Here is an 18,799-nt window from a genome sequence, read left to right on the forward strand (position 1 = left end):
AATGGATTTGCTTGCAACAGGACGAATCCGCGGCACCTTCGGGGTCGAAGGATTTGTAAAAGTTGAAAGTTTTTCCGGGGAATACGGGCATTTTTTAGGTTTTGACAGAGTTTTTTTAAGTATTCTTAAGGAAAAATTAAGAGAGCAAAAATATAAAGACGGCTGGTTTGAAATTGAAGAAGTTAATTTAAGAAAGGCCGATGCTCTTGTAAAATTTAAGGGGATAGACAACCCCGAAGCCGCCAAGTGTTTGACGGGTTCGGAATTGTTTATTCCTAGGGACAAGGCTGCCCCCCTTGATGAGGGCGAGGTTTATGTCCATGATCTTTGTAATTGTAATCTTGTATGCGAAGGAACTCTTGTTGGAAAAATAACAAGTGTAGCAGAAGGCGGAGGCGGTTACCTCTTAGAAATAGCCGGCAAAACCTCCGAGGCTGCTGCGGAATCGAGCTTTTATGTCCCATTTAACAAGGAATTTATCGGAAAAATCGACTTAAAAGCCAAAACCGTGGAGCTCATGCACCGCTGGATTCTTGAATGAGATTCGATGTGCTGACCTTATTCCCCGAAATACCCGAAGCTTTTTTTAAAACTTCGATTATGGCCAAGGCTGTAGAAAAGGGAATTATTAGCTGCAACTTGGTAAACATCAGAGACTTTGCTTTTGACAAGCACCGCTCATGCGATGACATCGTTTACGGCGGAGGGGCCGGAATGTTACTTTTGCCGGAACCTTTGAGCCTCGCATTGGACTCGGTTAATGCTTCTTCAAAACGGGTAATCTATGTTACCCCGTCAGGGAAGCCTTTTAACCAAGAGCTGGCAAAAGAGCTTTCGTCAGAAGAGGCTCTCGTCTTTGTCTGCGGAAGATATGAAGGAATCGATCAGAGAATTATTGACGAGTATGTTGATGATGAAATCTCGGTCGGCGACTATGTTATGTCCTCAGGCGAGCTTGCAGCCCTAGTGATAATCGATGCGGTTTACCGCCTGATAGACGGAGTTATTTCCGGCGAGTCGCTTGAAGAAGAAAGTTTTTCGGGATTTTTGCTTGAGTACCCGCAATATACAAGACCAAGAAATTTTAAGGGAAAAGAGGTTCCCGAAGTGCTCCTTTCAGGACACCATCTAAATATCCATAAGTGGAGGCTAAAAAAGCGTATCGAAAAAACGCTTAAAACGAGGCCCGACCTTATCGAAAAGGCAAGAAATTGCGGGATGTGGACAAAGGAAGCAGAAAAAATACTTAAGGAGTTTGAAAATGAGTGATCTGATTATGAAAATTGAAGCTCAGCAAAAGGCTGAAAACCCTCCCGTTTTCCGTGTAGGAGATACGGTTAAAGTTCACTTTAAAATCGTTGAAGGAAAGACCGAGCGAATTCAGGTTTATGAAGGCTTGGTAATCTGTTTTAAAAATTCCGGAATCGGAAGAACATTTACCGTACGAAAAAATTCTTACGGTGTAGGGGTTGAACGAGTTTTCCCCCTTCATTCACCTCGAATTGCTAAGGTTGAAGTTGTACGACCCGGAAAAGTACGCCGAGCTAAACTTTACTATATCAGGGATAAGGTAGGTAAGGCCGCTAAGATTAAGACCCTTATCACCAAAAAAGACTCGTAAACTTTGAGTTTAAACTTTTAAATCGGCAAAAAATTTGTGATTTATACGGACGGTACAAAAGTTTTTTTTACCGCCTCAAGACGGGCTGCCTCAGGTTCGATGAGCTTAAAAAACGGCGATATTGTAAACGCTAAAATTTTAAGCTTAAAGACGGACGGGGCAGCCCGTATTTTTTTTAACGGAAATATTTTTGAGGGTAATGTTTCAGGAAGCCTAAAGGAAGGTGACAGTCTGAAAATGAGAGTTGTCATCGACTCTGATAGAGTTCTTCTCATTCCCGAAAAAGGAGATGACGCTTCTTCTTCAAAGGACATCTTTTCTAAACTTGGACTTCCGCAAAACGAATTGACTTCAAGTATTCTTGCCTTTTTTACGGCGATAGAAAGCCGCCTTGATGAAAAATCGATAAACCGCATTTTTAACTTTTTGCACAAAAAAACGGCAGGTAAGGCATCAGGCCGAACTTCTTTAAAAGAAAAGGAAAAAAGCGCCTTTGCCGCCTCTCTTATCGAAAGCAAGGGCATTGAACTTTCTGATGAGCTTTTTTCGCAAATCTATGAAGCCATTTTCGGAGGCGACAGTGAAAAAAATGATGATGAAGTTTTGGAGATGATAAATCACTTAAAAGGTGATGGCCTTCATTGGATAATCCTTCCCTTTGACAGAGAATTTGATTCTTCCAAGGCCTCAGGCTCATTGGCTCTTCTATTGGATATAAGTTTAAAAGAACTTAAGTCTCTGGTACTTCGATGCAATTTTAAAAGTTCCGGCGAAGACGAATCTTGGATTTTTTCTTTGCAGGATAAAGAGTTTACATTTATGCGTGAAGACATCGAGCTTTCCCAAAAAGAAAAAACGGATTTGGAAAAACTTTTTACTTCCTGCCTAACGGAAGCAGGATTTTTCGATTCGGATACCGCCTCCGTTTTTGTCCGCTATGGAGAGCCGTCAAAATACGAACCTCCTCTTTCAGTCGATGTAAGAGTTTGATTCTTTTATAAAAAATTGTTCCGGTGTAAAGACTTGAACTCTTGCCGATTTAAAATCGCCTAGATTTCTTGAAATTATATAGTCAATATAAAATTATTCTAGGGATAACTTTTTTGATCGTATTTTTGTCAGATTTATTTTCGTAGGCTTGACAAAATCTTAGGGTTGGCTTAGAATTATACTATAACCGGAGGTAAAGTTATGAAAAAGATGTTTATGTTTACAGTGCTTTTGCTCATAGGTTTTTCTTTGTATTCCGAAGATAATGTGAAACAAACTAAGGAAGATGATGAAAGTTTTTCTTATTATTTAACTGTGAATCAGCTTATAACTAAAAACCTTTTTAAAAACAAAGATTTAATCTCTGAATATTCTCAAAAATTAAATAATGAGCAAATTTTATTGATTCAAAAAAAATACCAAAAAGACTTGGCTGTGCCTCTTTTGTTAAATGGGTTTGTCGGGTTCGGCAGCGGTAATTTTGCTTGCGGCGATATGCTGGGCGGAGGCATTCATACCGCTATTGACGGTTTATCGGTATTATCGATGCTTACTATACAATTTATCAATTTGGCAGATCTATTTTCCACTACTAGTTCAGACCCGCCGACATCTATAGCCGCTATTGACAGGAGATTGAAGTTATTCAGTTATGTGATGTATTCAGCCGGAAGTATTATGCTTGTTAATCGTATTACTTCGTTAATTACAGCGAGCTTATATGTAAAAAGGTACAATCAAACCTTAAATGATGTGTTAATAAAAAAAGCACCTAAGATTTCATTTACTCCGATACCTATCCTTACTCCTGAAGGAATGGGGCTTGCTTTGAATATAAGGTTTTAGATTATTTTGGTATAAAGTATTGTTCCGGCGTGCAGGCTTGAACTCTTGCTGATTTAAAATCTCCCAAATTTCTTTTATCCTGTTTTGCTCTTGTTTTTTTCCTTTTTTTGCTATATTATTGTATTATGATTTTACCTAAAATCGGCGGCTTTTTATGGAAATAACGGAACTTGAAAAACAAGTCTTAAAACAAGAATATCCTCAGGTGAGCCTCTCGGATGATCTTGATATTGAAAGGTATTTTGAACTGAGAAAAACAGGGCGTCTAAATGAAGCCCTTTTATTATACAATGGAAAATTAAAGCGTAAATATCCGGATGATTCTATGCGGTATGAACTGATGTCTTCGTATAGACGAAGGTCGCATAGATTTCAGGAATTGTTGACTGCAAATTTAATCAGCCTTGCTCAAAAAACTATAATGCAGATTAAGCAGGTTATAGGGTTTATTACCGAAAAGATAGCCAACCTCGATACAAATGATGTTTACAATGTTATTCAAGAATGCGAAAAAATAGTATCGGCTGTTTCTTCCGATAGATTTGCTTCTATTTCATTTACCGAAAAATATGCACGCTATGCCGACATCATAGGGTTTAAACAGGCTGCAATGAAAAAATCGGCAGAGCTTATCCGCCTCTATGTTACCGATACCCTTTCATCGGTAAAGGCTTATAGAGATGAACAGGATGAAATATTATCCCGCCAAAAAAGAGAACGGGCTGCCTACAGACCTCCCGCTACCCTTGACTTTTCTAAGATTATTTTTACAAAAGAGCAAGTAGATTCAATAATTATTTCTCCCGATATTAAACGGGTTGAAGATCAAGTTATTGCTTACACTTTAAAGTATTGGCCTGTTTATGCTGACGGCGGATTTGAAAATATCGTTTTATTGTATAGCCGGAAATACAGGACCAATAACTTTAATATTTTTCAGGCCGTAAAAATCGGAAGATTTAGAAGCTGGAGGGATGAAGAAATTTTACAGGCCGTCCTATTGAATTTGGTAAACGGTTATTACTACAGCATAAGCGGCGATCTTTATCTTCAAAGGGAATGGGCTAGGGTAAAAGTTTCGATAGAACCTGTAAAAAAGAAAGAAGAACTTATTGATGGAAATTCCGATGCAGAGGCTGTTTTAGAAAAAAAAGTAAAACCGAAAAAAGAAAAAAAGACTTCCGGTAAAAAAGCTGAAAATGTAGATCTTATTCAAAAAGATGCTGTTTTTGAAACAAAGAAAGCTAAAACGGAAGAATTAAATTTAGAAAATAAATCACAAAACAAAGGGTCTTTACCCGACAAAAAAACGGATAAACTTAAAAAGCCTAAGCTTGAAAAAAACAAACTTAAAAATGAAGAACTTAAAAACGATAGCATAAAAAAAGAAAACCTTGTAGAAGTTCCAAAAGAAGAATCAAAATCGGAGGCTTATTTTGAAAGGCCTAAACTTGAGATGAATCCTTCAGGTTCAATATCGGAAATGATTAAGACTATGAGGGGAGATAAATATCAAATTCATAAAGGTCTTTTTTTTGAAGGGATAAGACCTTCAATCAGGAAGGTGCTCGAAAAGTCCGCCGTTCAAAAGATTTCCATGTTCGGTAATGAGCAAAACGATGCCGAGAACTATATCTACGATTTCTTTGATCAAAACTACGATAACCCCTACCAAAATTGGGGTATCTCAGAACAGAGGGTTCAAGTATTAAAACTAGGCTTCGACATAAAAACCTTGGAACCGATTATAGCAGATTGGATTAAGGGGCTTAAGTTTTAGCAAAGATAGATAAAACTGTTTAACCTACCGCTTCTTGCCAAATTTCCTGTTTTTTGGTATACTCACCCCTCCTATGAATGAATTTACTGAAGGTCTTAATCCCGAACAGTTTAAAGCCGTTACTACGATTAACGGGCCCGTGCTTATAATAGCGGGAGCCGGTTCGGGGAAAACACGCGTTATCACTTTTAGAATTGCACACATGCTCGACAAGGGAATTCCTCAGTCTCAGATTTTGGCTCTTACTTTTACCAACAAGGCTGCCAAGGAAATGGCAGATCGAATAAAAGAGCTTACCGGCAAAAAACTTCAAAACCTGACTGTCAGCACCTTTCACGCTTTTGGAGTTAAGGTTCTGCGTTCTCATATAGACAAAATAGGCTGGAGAAGTAATTTCAGTATTTATGACGAGACCGACCGCAACCAGCTGATTAAAGAATGCGGAAGAGAACTTAAATTCTCGGCAGATGCCTTGGATGTTTACAAGGTAGGTATTCTTTTTTCCAATATCAAAATGGGAAGAAAGGATTGGACAAACGAACATGATTCGTACAAGGCTCTTTATAAAGAATATCAGGATGGGCTTAAACTTTATAATGCAGTAGACTTTGACGACCTTATAATGCTTCCCATAAAAATATTTAAAGAACATCCCGAAGTCTTGGCGGAGTACCGCGAAAGATACCGATATATAATGGTTGACGAATTTCAGGATACAAGCACACAGCAATATAATTTTATGAAGCTCATCGCCGACAAAAATATCTGCGTAGTAGGCGATGACGATCAATCTATTTATTCTTGGCGGGGTGCCAGTTTTGAAAATATCCGCAACTTTGAAAAAGACTTTCCCGAAATGATTGAAATAAAACTTGAACAAAACTACCGTTCCACAGGGACAATTTTGGCTGCTGCAAACGGTGTAATTTCTCATAACGTAAACCGCAAGGTAAAAGCTCTTTGGTCAGAAAAAGATTCGGGCCGCCCCATCGAAATTTTTATTCCCGAAAACGAGGCAGCGGAAGCCGATTTTATTTCGGACATGATTTTAAGCTTAAAGCAAAGAGAAGGTTTTAAGTATTCCGACTTCGGAGTTTTAATCCGTGCCAACAGTTTAAGCCGCCCATTGGAAGAATCCTTTTTGGAAGTAAACATTCCGTATAGAATGTCGGGAGGGACAAGTTTTTTTCAGCGGAAGGAAATAAAAGATCTTATAAGCTATCTGCGCGTTGTTGCAAATCCCGACGATGATGTAAACCTCCTGCGCATTATCAACACGCCGAGGCGAGGCATAGGCAAAAAAACTCTTGAAACCCTTTCCGCTCTTGCAATGGAAAATTCTTGTTCAATGCGGACTGCAATCCGTCTTCTTCTTGAAAACCCGCCTGAGGATATGAGGGGAAAAAGCATTGAAGATTTAAAAGAATTTGCCGAACTTATAAGCGCACACCGCACCCAGCTTCTTTCGGGGAAGGGGCTTGCTCAAAAGGTAAGAAAACTTTTGGATGACATCGCCTATAACGAATACCTTATCGCCGAATACCAAAAAAGCGAAAAGGCTGCTCAATTTAAAATAATGAATATCGAAAGTTTTTTGCACTCGATGGACGATTGGGAAAACAATCCCGACAATTGGGACGGAAGCCTTTACGATTATCTTAACCGCATTACCCTTTTAACCCGCGATGATACTGAAGAAGAAAAAGGCGAAGTAAACATTATGACCATTCATTCTTCAAAGGGCTTGGAGTTTCCTGTGGTTTTTATTGCGGGAGCGGAAGACGGTCTTATTCCCCACGCAAGGAGTGTCGAAGAAAATGACGGAGATGTCGAAGAAGAGCGCCGCCTTTTCTATGTGGCTATCACCAGAGCCCAGCAAAAACTTTTTATCACAAGCTGCAGGCAAAGACGGAAACAGGGCGGCATAACCGAATGTGCTCCATCTCCTTTTTTGGATGAGATTCCTGCAGACCTCGTCGAATACCACGAGCCCGATGCCCAAGCCGAAGAAGAACGCATCGCCGATATCTTCAGCCAAATGAAAAAAAAGTTTTCGATGTAGGGGAGAACAATCTACGTGGCTCCGGTCTGCGATATAATCACAACATATTTTTTCGGTAAGCTGGGAACATTTTTATAAGCAGAAACTTTTGTATAAGAAACGATGAAAATTCAAGCCAAAAGCCGTCAATCTTAGCCAATCTTTTAGCTGTTTTTAAGACAAAAACCTATCGATGTTGTAAAATCTTCATACAAATAAGGGAAAGTTTTACTATATGCAAAAGATTAAAACCGCTGTTGATGTTAGAACGCTTCTTTTTTTAGATATGTTGATTATGGTTTTTATGCTGATTTCCGGGAAGGCGGAGGTAACGCTCTGCTCTTTTATCGTTGCGGCGGCAGTGCCGGTCATAACGGAATTAAACCTGTTCGGAAACTTCAGTTTCAGAACAGGCTGCCTTAAAATGCGATGTTCTAAATCGTGCTATTTGCACGATTTAGAACTCGTCGACCTGTTCGATAATGCAAGTTATCGAACAGGTCTATTATACGGTGTCTTATTGTGCTACACTGTTTTGTTTGCAGTGCTTTTTTCCTATTATCAACTGATTTTGCATGTGCATTTTCCGGTGTTTCAATCCGCGGTCTTTTCCGTTATCGGAATAGTTGCTTTTATCGTGCAGCGGATTATTCCCTTTATGCTGTTGGGAACGGTAATTCAAAAGCAAAAAAATATTTCGGAAATTACAATGGCGCTCGACCGTATGCGGCTGCCGCGAGGCGTTATCCTCAGCATAGCGGTAATGTTCCGTTATTTTCCTGCAATAAAAGATGATTTTCTGATTATCATCGATGCGATGAAACTGAAAGGTCTATACACTTCAAAATGTACGGCTATGCTTCATCCGATACGGACGATGGAATTTATAATCGTGCCGATGTTGTTTAAAAGCCTAAAGACTGCGGAAGAACTTTCCTGTGCGGCCTTGGTTAAGGGTATTGAAAACACCGGTAAAAAAACATCGTACTTTGATGTCAAACTTCGTCCGATAGATGCCGTGTTTTCGCTTGCTGCAATCACAGTGTTGACGGCAAGTATGTACGCAAAATTATTTTGAATGAGAGCCTCGCGTATGATCAACTTGAATGATGTAAGCTACAAATATAACGATGCTGCAGCACAGGCAATTCAACACGTATCTCTGTCCGTAAAAAAAGGAGAACTGGTTGTTATTACCGGAAAAAGCGGCTGCGGAAAAACGACCCTGTTTCGTTGTGTGAATGGGCTGTGTCCCCGTTTTTATGAAGGAAAAATAACCGGAACGCTTACATTAAACGGCACTGATTTTTCGTCGATGCGTATATGCGATATATCGAACATTGCGGCATCCGTTTTTCAAAATCCCGAAAGCCAGTTTTTTACAACCGATGTACTTTCCGACCTTGTATATCCGTGCGAAAATTACGGTATAGAAAAAGAAGAAATACAAGAGCGGCTGCACCATGTTACAAAACTGCTATCGCTGGAACCGCTTTTGAATAGAAAGCTTTCGGAACTCTCCGGAGGTGAAAAACAAAAAATTGCAATCGCTTCGGTTTTAATGTTGGACACACGCGTTGTACTGATGGACGAGCCGTCTTCCAATCTCGATTATCAATCCATAGAATTGCTTACACAAATACTTGCACAGCTAAAATCAAAAGGTTACACGATACTCATCATCGAACATCGGCTGCATTATTTGGCGGAACTCTGCGACCGGCTCATCGTAATGGAAAACGGATCAATAGTACGGGAATATGAAAAAGATTCGTTACGCACTATCGGTAATGATGAGTTGCACAAACGAGGACTTCGCGGCTTGCATTTATTTCAAAACACCATCGATATTCCGTACAGTCAAAAGCCTCAGAAGAAAAGCGAAGCGTTGGTTGTACTGCACGATATTCATTTTGGATATCGGAAAAACATTGAGGTTTTAAAAGGAATACATCTTTCAATATATCCCGGAGACAAGATTGCTTTAATCGGTAAAAACGGATGCGGAAAAACAACGCTGGGGAAAATCCTGTGCGGATTAAAAAAGGAACAGAGCGGTACTGTTTTGCTGGACGGAAGAGCATTCCCTGCAAGGGTGCGCAGTAAGACCGCCAGGTATGTGATGCAAAATGTTGAGTTTCAGCTTTTCGGGTGCAGCGTATATGATGATTTACTGCTCGGTAACGAAGCGCTGCCCGACAAAGAAAACCGAATACAAACAGTGCTTACAAAGCTCGGTCTTTCGGATTTGCAAGAACAACACCCGACAACACTGTCGATGGGGCAAAAACAGCGCTTGGTAGTCGCCGCATCATTTTTACAAAAGAAGCGGCTCACTATTTTTGACGAACCGACAAGCGGTTTGGATTACGGCAGTATGCAAAATGTCTGTGCGTTAATCGATTCGATAACGGGCAAGACAAACGCCTCCGTTATTATCACGCATGATTATGAATTCATTTTAAACACCTGCAATAGAGCGGTTCTTTTGGAAGACGGACGGATAGCCGAAGATTTTCAATTGAACGGCTCGATGCAGTTGGAATATATTTTTAAAGAGAGGTTATAAAGGTATGGGAACAAAAACCAATCACTGGAAAATCAGTCACTTTGTTTTAATCGGTTTAATGGCCGCAATTTATGCAGCCGTTATTTATGGGGTCGGAATGCTGACAGCCGTTACTATCCCCGTTATGCATGTGTTTGCGCCCGGTATGACGGGGCTTTTGATGGGGCCTATTGTTCTTTTTGTTGTAAAGACTGTGCGGAGATTCGGCGTGTTGACGCTGCTTGTCGGTTTGGGCGTTGCGCTTTTTACGCTGACCGGAATGGGAAGTATTAACTGTCTGATTTTTGTTGTAATTGGAGGTTTGATAGCCGATGTGATTATTACAAAAACAAGGTTCAAAACGCTTTCGGTCGGTATCGGTCACGGACTTACGCAGGCTGCATATTTTACCGGAGGCGTGTTCCCTTTCCTTTTCTTTTTGGAACGGGAATTGGCAAAGTGGCAGGAAATGGGAATGAGCCGGGAAGAGATACTTGAATATGTGAAATATTTTACCGGAACCTTCGCCGTTATCGGCATAGTATCCGCTATCGTTTTCGGTATTGCAGGCGTCTATATCGGAAAGCTCATCTTAAAACGCCATTTTAAGGATATGGAGTAGAGGAACGGAAACCATGAGATTTAAAGATTTTATTGTGCCGAATATTCCCGCGTATACGGCGTCCGTAAGTCTTGCGGTACTGGGTGTCGGCTGCGGTATGGTGCCGTATATCACGGTGCACCGTCTTCTTATGCGTTTGGCAAAAGGCGGAACTTCCGTTGCCGAAGTGTCGGCTTATGTAGGCGTTATCATTGCAGCCTTTGCTTTTCAACTGGTGCTGCACAGCATATCGACGGCGATTTCGCACAAGACAGCCTTTTCCGTTTTGGAAAAAATAAGGCTTGCCCTTACCGAAAAGATGATAAAGATGCCGCTGGGTTTTACGCGGAACAAGGGCGCCGGCTATTTTCACGGAATGCTCATCGATAGTATTGAACGGCTTGAATTTCCGCTTGCACACGCACTGCCTGAAACCACCTCGAATATCCTCATTCCTTTGAGCATTACTGCGATACTTTTTGCAGCCGATTGGCGGCTTGCTCTTGCCGTTTTGGTACCTGCTGCAGCAACCTTGATTTTTTATCTTCCGATGTATATCGGCATTATGAACGATTTTGCAAACACCTATTATGCCGCCCTCGAAAACATGAACGGCAGGGTTATCGAATATATCCGCGGAAATAAAGAAATTAAAATATTCGGCACCGAAGCAAGGGCCTATTCTCAGTTTGAAGATTCCATCGACAATTACGAAAAGTCAACCTTAAAGCTCTACAATAAAATGTATTTTGTAAGCGCTCCGGCCTTTGTACTTTTGTCGTCGATTACGGTGAGCGTGCTTTCAGTCGGCGGACTGCTTTTTACTTCCGGTTTGATTGAAGCGCCGCTCTATCTTTTTGCCGTCATCATTGCAGAGGGCTTGGGAGTTTCGCTTTTAAAGTTCACCGAATTTATGGACAACTTTTATCACATAAGAAACGGTAAAAAGCTGATTGAAGAAGTGCTGTCCGCTCCCGAATTGGAAGAAACTGCCGCAGCAGCTGCTCTGCATATTCCGAATAACCAAATTGTGTTTCATAATGTGTGCTTTTCATACAATGAAATTACGGCTGCCGATAAAACCGGCAATGAGAACAATGCTCCTGAGGGAAATGTGCTTCACGATGTATCGCTCACTTTTAAAGAGGGGAAAAAGACGGCGATTGTCGGGCACTCCGGTTCGGGTAAGTCAACAATAGCCAATTTGATTGCCCGCTTTTGGGATGTTTCAAAGGGTTCCATTACAATCGGCGGAATCAATTACAAAGATATGTCTCTTGCGCAATTAATGGAACATGTCAACTATGTTACGCAGGACACTTTTTTATTCAATATGAGTATTTTGGAAAATATTCGAATGGGGAAGCCCGCCGCCTCCGATGAAGAAGTAAAAGAAGCTGCCCGTCTTGCACAGTGTTCGGATTTTATTGAACGGCTTGAAAAAGGCTGGAACACTTATGCGGGCAATGAAGGAACAAAACTGTCCGGCGGGCAGCGGCAGCGCATTATCATTGCCCGTGCAATTTTGCGGAATTCACCGGTGCTTATATTAGACGAAGCGACTACTCACACCGATGCGGAAAACCGCCGGCAGCTTCAGCTTTCATTACAGGAACTGTGTAAAAATAAAACCGTTATCACGATAGACCACAACCTTTCCACCGTCAAAGAAAGTGATTCAATCATCGTTATGGAAAATGGACGGGTAGAGGCTCAAGGTACACATACGGAACTTTTAAAAAATTCGGTAGTGTATAAACGGCTTTATCAAGGACAGGGAGGAAATGTATGCTAAAAACGGTGCGGGCTTTTTTGGCCCTTATGCAAAATCAAAAAAAGGAAATTATTTTTTCCGTTGTCTTAAGCTTTATCGACGGCTTTTTTATTATGATACCTTTTATCATCGCCTTTAAAATCGTAAACGCCGTACCGCTTTTTAATCCCGCCGCTTCGGGAACGCTTGATGTCCGTACTATGTACCGGTACATCGGCATTATGGCGGCAGCGGTGTTTATCAGAATTGTACTGCGTTACTTTACGCTCTATTTCCGCGGCGGGGCAGGTTATAAGGCAATGTGCCGCGAGCGTAAAAACTTAGGGACACGATTACGCAAGGTATCGCTCGGCTTTCTCAATGAAAAAAACACGGGCGACTTGGTTTCGACCATTACTTCCGATGCGGCGTTTTTGGAAATTGAAGGCATGGTCGTTATCGAAAAAATCGCCGTGGGCATTCCTGTTTTTGCTATCGGACTTACTGTCTTGCTTGTCTTCGATTACCGCATCTTTTTGCTCACCGTTTTTTTGTTTATTCCGGTATGGTACATGTACAGAAAATTATCTACATTGCAAGACAAGTTAAAAATAAACCGGCAGGACTTTATCGGAAAAGTTACCGCCGATATTGTTGAATTTATCAACGGGATCCATGTGCTTAAAATATACAACATGGCGGAAAAGCGGTTTTCAAAAACGGCTGAAGTGGTAAAGAATTTACGGGATTTTTCTGTCCGCGCGGAACTCGCTCATATTCCTGTCGTCTCTCTTTTTCAGTTTTGCTTACGGCTTGTTACGGCGGGAATAGTTTTTTCTTCCGCCCTGCTTTTTTTACGGGGAACACTTTCTTTTGCACAAATCTTTTTGCTGATGACCGCCTCTTTCAGTTTATTCAGCGGTATTGAAGCGATGGGGATTTTCAGTATCTTTTCTAAAATGACTCAGCAGTCAATCGACCGTATGAATGCCATCAAAGCGGTTCCGGAAATGCAAAACCTTTCAGGGAATCTGCTGCTCGATCCTCAAAAACAGCACGCATTCGATATTCAATTTGAAGATGTTTCTTTTGCCTACACCGAAAGAGAGGTGCTGCACAATATCAGCTTTTCAGTTCCCGAAAAAACGGTAACCGCTCTTGCAGGTCTTTCGGGAAGCGGCAAGACGACTATTGTGAATCTGCTTGCCCGTTTTTGGGATATACAGAAGGGGCAAATCAGTATCGGCGGCACCGATATTAAAGAACTCAATTACGAAAACCTTTTGCACAATATCAGCTTTGTGTTTCAGGATGTATTTTTGTTTAACGACACGATATTAAATAATATCAAACTCGGCCGGGAAGACGCTTCTTTGGAGGAAGTGTATCAGGCGGCTGAGCGTGCGGGCTGCACCGATTTTATTATGCAAAGTGAAAAGGGCTACGACACGGTTATCGGAGAGGCGGGCTTGCGGCTTTCGGGCGGAGAAAAACAGCGCATTTCGATTGCCCGTGCTTTTCTTAAAAATGCTCCGATTGTACTATTGGACGAGGTTACCGCCAATGTCGATTCCGAAAACGAAGCCAAAATACAAGCAGCCTTACAGGAATTGCTCAAAGATAAAACCGTCATCATGATTGCCCACAAGCTGACAAGTCTCCGCAACGCCGGCCAAATTCTTGTTCTCGAAAACGGGCACATTGTTCAGTGCGGCAGGCATGAGGAGCTGATAAAAGAAGAAGGTTTATATAGAAAATTGTGGGAAGATTCCAAGAACTGACGGCAGTTTTTTGTTTGTAAATACATCGAAGAAAACTAACCTTTCACCTCTTTCTATATTCATTTGGAAGCATACCTGTGTACTTTTCAAAGCAGCCGGAAAAATAGCCGGTGCTGCGGTAGCCGAGGCTTTGGGCGATGTTTGCAACATACATATTAGTATTTAAAAGCAGAGAGCAGGCTTTTTCCATTTTTTTATTAACAAGATAATCGGTAAGCGGGAAACCGGTAACGGCTTTAAAAACATATTTAAATTTTGAAGGACTCATATACGACATTTTTGCAAGCGTTTCAAGCGGAAGTCTTTTGTGTAAGTTTTTATTTATGAACTCAATCGTTTGCATAATAGCTGCATGATCGGCTGAAAAAACGGAGTGTTCCGTTTTTTGTACGTTTTCGGTTCTTCGTAAAAGAAGGGCGGCTATTTCATCAACTTTACTTTTAAAAAAAAGTTTTGCACTCGCTTCGGTTCCCGAGAATTTCCGTATCTGATTCAATATAAAAGAAATTTCAGGAATATAGTTTTCTTTCGGCAAAAGAGAAATTTTTGTGCAAAAATTTTCTTCCGTAATGCCGAAAGTGTTTTTTAAATATGCACCGTAATATTCAGGGTTTAATTGAAGCCCGATAATACATGCAGGGGTTTCCTTTTTTATAACATACTGAATAGCTTTGACTTTAGTGTAATGTTGAATGTATTGCATTCCGGCATATACCCTTCCTGCAGGATATTTTTTGTCGGAGGCAATAGAATCATATTGCTGAAGATAAATACCTTCATCCGATGGTACCGTATATTTAAAATCCTCATAGTAAAGATGATCGGCAATACAAATATGTGCATAAGAGCCTACATCATAAATAGCAGAATAGCCTTTTCCTATTTCGGAAGAAAATGCATAGGTTTTAAAATGCGGATACGGATTATCTTTTTTTACGATATCAGAATTAGTATGGTTTAAAAAAGCGTAATAACTTTTTTGCATAATTTAACACTCCAATCATTAGTGAGCATTTCTAAAAACTTTAGTTTTTAGAAATGCCCTAGTATACAATAAAAATAAATTTTAAGCTATGGCTTACATTTTCAGAAAATTTATTCCTACTTTTGCAGTCTATACCATTCGGCATATTTGGAATTTAGGGCAATAAGTTCTTCGTGAGTGCCCGATTCCAATAATTTGCCGTCATCGATTACGTTTATTATATCGGCATTTTTTACTGTAGAAAGACGGTGCGCGATTATAAGTGTTGTGCGTCCTTTCTTTAAAACTTCGATACCTGCATTTATAAGTTTTTCGGTTTCGGTGTCAATGTTTGCCGTAGCCTCATCTAAGATCAGAATTTTAGGATCCCTCACCATGGCACGGGCAAAACAGATAATCTGCCTCTCTCCTTCCGAAAAATTTTTTCCGTTTTCGCTCACTTCGGCATCCAAACCTTTTTTCGAACGTTCTATAAGATTTGTGCCGCCTACAGCCTTTAAAGCTTTTTCGCAAGATTCTCTATTTATAAAAGGATCGTTTAAACTTATGTTGTCAAAAATTGTTCCGCTAAAAAGATAGGGTTCCTGCAAGACCACTGCAATCTTGGAACGCAGGGTTTTTAATTCAAGAGAGCGTATATCCTGTCCGTCAATTAAAACCTTACCGCCGGAATTTTCATAAAAACCTAAAATCAAATTCATAATCGTAGATTTTCCGCAGCCGGTCTTTCCGACAAAGGCTATGGTCATCCCGTCTTCCGCATTAAAATCAAGTCCTTTTAAAATTGGAATACCTTCTTTGTATTCAAATTTAGTGTTTGAAAATTTTATATCACCCAAGGGAGAATGAGGAGTACCGTTTGTTCTTTCATGTTCAAAATTGATTATCTCCGAGACTCTTCCCGCCGCAACAAAGGCATTTTTGTAAATATTTATCTGCATAAATAATTTTAAAAAGACATCTGTTATTTCCTTGTTATAACTTATAGCGATTACAAGAGTACCGACAAGAAAATGAGCTCCCTGAAAATACAGATAACCGAACACTCCCAAAAGGGCGGCGTAAATTAAGGTTCTAATTCTTGCAATAATATTCCAAGAAAAAAGCCCCGAGAGTAAAACCATTTTTCGTTTTGAAGTATATGCCGGAAGATTAAATTTATCGAATTCTTTTTCTATTTTTTCCTCTGCACAAAAAGCTTGCACGCTTTCAATAGAATTAATACTTTCGTTAAAAAATCCGTTTAATTCTCCGATTGAATTTCTATAATCCCGTGTCGGCTTGTCGCTCTTTTTTAAATAATACCGAGCAAGAAAATAAACAACCGGCAGATAGGCAAAACTAGCCCCAAAAAGATAGGGGCTCATAAATGCCAAACGGATATATAAAACTATGCATAATAAAATTACACTAAATACCTCGCCCAAAACCAAAAAGTATAAATCGCCTACTGCATTTACATCGGAAGAAAAACGGCTCATTATATTTCCCGAAGTCATTTCATCAAAATGTTTCATCTTTAAATTTAAAAGATGACCGGCCATATCCATTTGAATATGTTCACAGACGGTATTTGCAATTTTTCTAAAAAGCAATGTTTTTACATACATCGATAAAAAAAATAAAAAAGCAGTACCCAAAAACAAAAGGGCATGTTTAATTAAAAAATCTTTTAAGCCGGGCATATTTACAAGATCGGCATTTATAACGCTTGCCGTAATTGTAGGAAGATAGGCTGAAGATGCAATAAAAATTCCTACTGCAACAAAGGCTGCTAACACATAAGCCTTGCAGTATTTTAAATATGAGAGAAAAAATCTATAATTTACTTTGAGTTTATTGGTCTTATCTTTCATCTTTTTTTCCTCCGTCAATTTGTAGGTCAGCATCTTCAGCTTGCATAAGTTCCGCAGAATGGCTGTGCTGGTATTCAAACTGCTCCGCATACCAGCCGCCTTCCTTTATAAGTTTTTCGTGCGTTCCTTGCTGAATAATTTTACCGTCATCCAGCACAATTATTTTGTCTGCATGCTGAACAGCCGAAAGACGGTGTGCCGATATAATGCAGATATTAAATGAAGAAGATTTTTTTAGGTTTTCGATTATCTTAACTTCAGTGTCCGCATCGACGGCAGAAATGGCATCATCCAAAATCAAAACTTCCGGTTCTTTAAGAAGAGCACGGGCAAGGGCAATTCGCTGCCTTTGCCCTCCTGAAAGCATAACACCTTTTTCTCCTATTTTTGTATCGATCCCGTTTGTAAGTTTTTCAATGTCGCTTTTTACATCAGCCGCTTCCAAAACCTTTAATATTTTTTCTTTTTCAATTTCCTTTTCATAAAAGCATAAGTTTTCACAAACGATTCCCGATAAAAGTTGAGGACGCTGACTTACATAAGCGGTCTTGTTTCTAAAAGAAAAAATATCGCAATTTTTTAAGGGAATATTATTTATGAAGATATTTTCATTTTGAGGATAGAGGCTGAAAAATTGTTTTATCAAACTTGTTTTACCCGAACCGGTTTTTCCGGTAATTCCTAAAATTTCTCCCTGTGAAATTTCAAAGGAAATATCCTGTAAAACTTTCTTTTCGGAATCGGAATATGCAAAGCTGAAATTTTTAAAAGAAATTTTTTCTATTCTTTCGATTTTTTCTTTGTTTCCCATGGACGGAAATTCGTTGTTATCTCTTATAAGAGCATTTATTCTGTCGATAGCTGCATCTGCCGACTTTTGAATTTGTAAGTAAAAGCCGCTTGCCATTCCGCTCCATGCAATCATTCCGACAAAAACAAAAAATGAAACAAGATTCCCTGAAGTAATTTCTCCTATGTGTACAAGGTAACCGCCGTAGCAAAAAGCTATTATGATACAAAGATTTGTAATAAAGGCTGTACATGGCTGCAAAATAGAGGTTAGTTTAACTTGTGCATAAAGAACCGAAAAATAATTTTTAACAATGGAAGAAAGTTTTTTTAACCTGACTTGCTCATTCACGTAACAGCGTATAAGTTTTATTCCTTCAGCGAGCTCCAAAATACCTTGGTTGACCTTGGAAAATTCCGCATAGGTTTTACCCGTTCTATCTTTTATTGCTTTACCTAACGAAAAATAAATAATAGTTATAAGCGGTATTGGGAGGACAACTGCAAGGGTTAACTTCCATGAAATTAAAACCGACATCATAAAAATTGCAGCTCCGGGATAGGCAAAGGAATCCATCAGCATTATAAAACCGTTAGCAAAATAATTTTCTACGGCCGTGACATCATTTGAGGTGCGAGCCAAAATATCGCCTGAAGTATATTTTTTAAAAAACGGCGGAGTCTTTTTTAAAACCGACGAAATTATTTTTTTTCTAAAAAGATAAGCCGCCCTGTTTCCAGAATTGTGAATAAAGAACATAAACATGGAAGAAAAAAAATATCCCATACAGGTGAAAAAAATTATTTTTACCACATACGCAATAAGGGCACTTTGTGTCATAGTAGCATTTTTTAATTCATCTACGGCAAGACCTATGTAGTATCCCGGCACGACCGTCAAAAACTCATCCGAAAGTAAAAAGAAACCTCCAAACATTCTTTTAAGCCTGATAGATTTAAAAATCTCTTCGGCTTCCTTTTGTATCTTAAACATAACTACTCCGATGTCTCTAAAATATTGTAAACTTAATCTTACAAAAGAGTATAATATATCGGAACCAATATTGTCAATAGTTTAGATATTTTTTATTAAAAGGAATTTTATACATTTACCTCAGAATTCTCCAAGACATACACATTGTTCTACTTCTCCCCACTTTACACAAGCCCTTAAAAGTGCTAGGCTGTTCATCGTAAACTATAACATT

Annotated in this window: 15 protein-coding genes; 12 read left to right on the forward strand and 3 right to left on the reverse strand. The window is 39.6% G+C overall.

Features of this window, described 5'->3' with window-relative positions; genetic code table 11:
* Position 1 precedes the first annotated feature (1 nt).
* The 12 genes from rimM (at position 2) to HGJ18_RS01560 (ending at position 13,961) form a co-directional block, all read left to right on the forward strand.
* Positions 2-541 (forward strand): ribosome maturation factor RimM, encoded by a 540-nt coding sequence (gene rimM / locus HGJ18_RS01505; RefSeq protein WP_253697353.1) that lies wholly within the window; start codon positions 2-4, stop codon positions 539-541.
* On the forward strand, positions 538-1,269 hold the full coding sequence (gene trmD / locus HGJ18_RS01510; protein WP_002685697.1) for a tRNA (guanosine(37)-N1)-methyltransferase TrmD: 732 nt from the start codon (positions 538-540) through the stop codon (positions 1,267-1,269). Before rimM ends, trmD begins: the two co-directional genes overlap by 4 nt.
* Positions 1,262-1,621, forward strand: coding sequence for a 50S ribosomal protein L19 (rplS, locus tag HGJ18_RS01515; RefSeq protein WP_010692350.1), 360 nt, complete (start codon positions 1,262-1,264; stop codon positions 1,619-1,621). The genes trmD and rplS overlap by 8 nt, the downstream gene beginning before the upstream one ends.
* 36 nt (positions 1,622-1,657) lie before the next feature.
* Positions 1,658-2,611 carry a TP0910 N-terminal domain-containing protein gene (locus HGJ18_RS01520; protein ID WP_253697354.1) on the forward strand — a complete coding sequence of 318 codons (954 nt, stop codon included), beginning with the start codon at positions 1,658-1,660 and terminating at the stop codon, positions 2,609-2,611.
* A 201-nt stretch (positions 2,612-2,812) separates the two neighbouring features.
* Entirely contained in the window at positions 2,813-3,457 is a 645-nt protein-coding gene (locus HGJ18_RS01525; RefSeq protein WP_253697355.1) for a P13 family porin, read from the forward strand.
* A gap of 154 nt (positions 3,458-3,611) precedes the next feature.
* Positions 3,612-5,237, forward strand: coding sequence for a hypothetical protein (locus HGJ18_RS01530; protein ID WP_253697356.1), 1,626 nt, complete (start codon positions 3,612-3,614; stop codon positions 5,235-5,237).
* Between the two features lie 73 nt (positions 5,238-5,310).
* Positions 5,311-7,299, forward strand: coding sequence for an ATP-dependent helicase (locus tag HGJ18_RS01535; protein WP_253697357.1), 1,989 nt, complete (start codon positions 5,311-5,313; stop codon positions 7,297-7,299).
* Between the two features lie 214 nt (positions 7,300-7,513).
* Positions 7,514-8,356, forward strand: coding sequence for an energy-coupling factor transporter transmembrane component T (locus tag HGJ18_RS01540; RefSeq protein WP_253697358.1), 843 nt, complete (start codon positions 7,514-7,516; stop codon positions 8,354-8,356).
* 15 nt (positions 8,357-8,371) lie between these two features.
* The gene (locus HGJ18_RS01545) at positions 8,372-9,847 is read left to right on the forward strand and encodes an ABC transporter ATP-binding protein (protein WP_253697359.1); all 1,476 of its coding nucleotides are present in this window, start codon (positions 8,372-8,374) and stop codon (positions 9,845-9,847) included.
* Between the two features lie 4 nt (positions 9,848-9,851).
* Complete coding sequence (locus HGJ18_RS01550; RefSeq protein WP_253697360.1) at positions 9,852-10,448, forward strand: MptD family putative ECF transporter S component; 597 nt, start codon at positions 9,852-9,854, stop codon at positions 10,446-10,448.
* A gap of 13 nt (positions 10,449-10,461) precedes the next feature.
* The gene (locus HGJ18_RS01555; RefSeq protein ID WP_253697361.1) at positions 10,462-12,222 is read left to right on the forward strand and encodes an ABC transporter ATP-binding protein; all 1,761 of its coding nucleotides are present in this window, start codon (positions 10,462-10,464) and stop codon (positions 12,220-12,222) included.
* Complete coding sequence (locus HGJ18_RS01560) at positions 12,216-13,961, forward strand: ABC transporter ATP-binding protein (RefSeq protein WP_253697362.1); 1,746 nt, start codon at positions 12,216-12,218, stop codon at positions 13,959-13,961. Before HGJ18_RS01555 ends, HGJ18_RS01560 begins: the two co-directional genes overlap by 7 nt.
* A 43-nt stretch (positions 13,962-14,004) precedes the next feature.
* On the opposite strand, the gene HGJ18_RS01565 is transcribed toward HGJ18_RS01560, so the two are convergent.
* The 3 genes from HGJ18_RS01565 to HGJ18_RS01575 form a co-directional block, all read right to left on the reverse strand.
* Positions 14,005-14,946, reverse strand: a complete 942-nt coding sequence (locus tag HGJ18_RS01565; RefSeq protein ID WP_253697363.1) for a helix-turn-helix domain-containing protein — start codon at positions 14,944-14,946, stop codon at positions 14,005-14,007.
* 116 nt (positions 14,947-15,062) lie between these two features.
* Positions 15,063-16,802, reverse strand: coding sequence for an ABC transporter ATP-binding protein (locus tag HGJ18_RS01570; protein WP_253697364.1), 1,740 nt, complete (start codon positions 16,800-16,802; stop codon positions 15,063-15,065).
* Positions 16,792-18,585, reverse strand: a complete 1,794-nt coding sequence (locus HGJ18_RS01575; RefSeq protein ID WP_253697365.1) for an ABC transporter ATP-binding protein — start codon at positions 18,583-18,585, stop codon at positions 16,792-16,794. Before HGJ18_RS01575 ends, HGJ18_RS01570 begins: the two co-directional genes overlap by 11 nt.
* Positions 18,586-18,799: the final 214 nt, after the last annotated feature.

The sequence above is a fragment of the Treponema denticola genome (genome assembly GCF_024181405.1).
Lineage (GTDB): Bacteria > Spirochaetota > Spirochaetia > Treponematales > Treponemataceae > Treponema_B > Treponema_B denticola_D.

What these genes read in the sequence shown, in the direction of transcription:
- HGJ18_RS01530 (WP_253697356.1), top strand. Translation starts at nt 3,612, where the DNA reads ATGGAAATAACGGAACTTGAAAAACAAGTCTTAAAACAAGAATATCCT.
- HGJ18_RS01575 (WP_253697365.1), bottom strand. Translation starts at nt 18,585, where the DNA reads ATGTTTAAGATACAAAAGGAAGCCGAAGAGATTTTTAAATCTATCAGG.
- HGJ18_RS01535 (WP_253697357.1), top strand. Translation starts at nt 5,311, where the DNA reads ATGAATGAATTTACTGAAGGTCTTAATCCCGAACAGTTTAAAGCCGTT.
- HGJ18_RS01525 (WP_253697355.1), top strand. Translation starts at nt 2,813, where the DNA reads ATGAAAAAGATGTTTATGTTTACAGTGCTTTTGCTCATAGGTTTTTCT.
- trmD (WP_002685697.1), top strand. Translation starts at nt 538, where the DNA reads ATGAGATTCGATGTGCTGACCTTATTCCCCGAAATACCCGAAGCTTTT.
- rimM (WP_253697353.1), top strand. Translation starts at nt 2, where the DNA reads ATGGATTTGCTTGCAACAGGACGAATCCGCGGCACCTTCGGGGTCGAA.
- HGJ18_RS01555 (WP_253697361.1), top strand. Translation starts at nt 10,462, where the DNA reads ATGAGATTTAAAGATTTTATTGTGCCGAATATTCCCGCGTATACGGCG.
- HGJ18_RS01550 (WP_253697360.1), top strand. Translation starts at nt 9,852, where the DNA reads ATGGGAACAAAAACCAATCACTGGAAAATCAGTCACTTTGTTTTAATC.
- HGJ18_RS01560 (WP_253697362.1), top strand. Translation starts at nt 12,216, where the DNA reads ATGCTAAAAACGGTGCGGGCTTTTTTGGCCCTTATGCAAAATCAAAAA.
- rplS (WP_010692350.1), top strand. Translation starts at nt 1,262, where the DNA reads ATGAGTGATCTGATTATGAAAATTGAAGCTCAGCAAAAGGCTGAAAAC.
- HGJ18_RS01570 (WP_253697364.1), bottom strand. Translation starts at nt 16,802, where the DNA reads ATGAAAGATAAGACCAATAAACTCAAAGTAAATTATAGATTTTTTCTC.
- HGJ18_RS01540 (WP_253697358.1), top strand. Translation starts at nt 7,514, where the DNA reads ATGCAAAAGATTAAAACCGCTGTTGATGTTAGAACGCTTCTTTTTTTA.
- HGJ18_RS01565 (WP_253697363.1), bottom strand. Translation starts at nt 14,946, where the DNA reads ATGCAAAAAAGTTATTACGCTTTTTTAAACCATACTAATTCTGATATC.
- HGJ18_RS01545 (WP_253697359.1), top strand. Translation starts at nt 8,372, where the DNA reads ATGATCAACTTGAATGATGTAAGCTACAAATATAACGATGCTGCAGCA.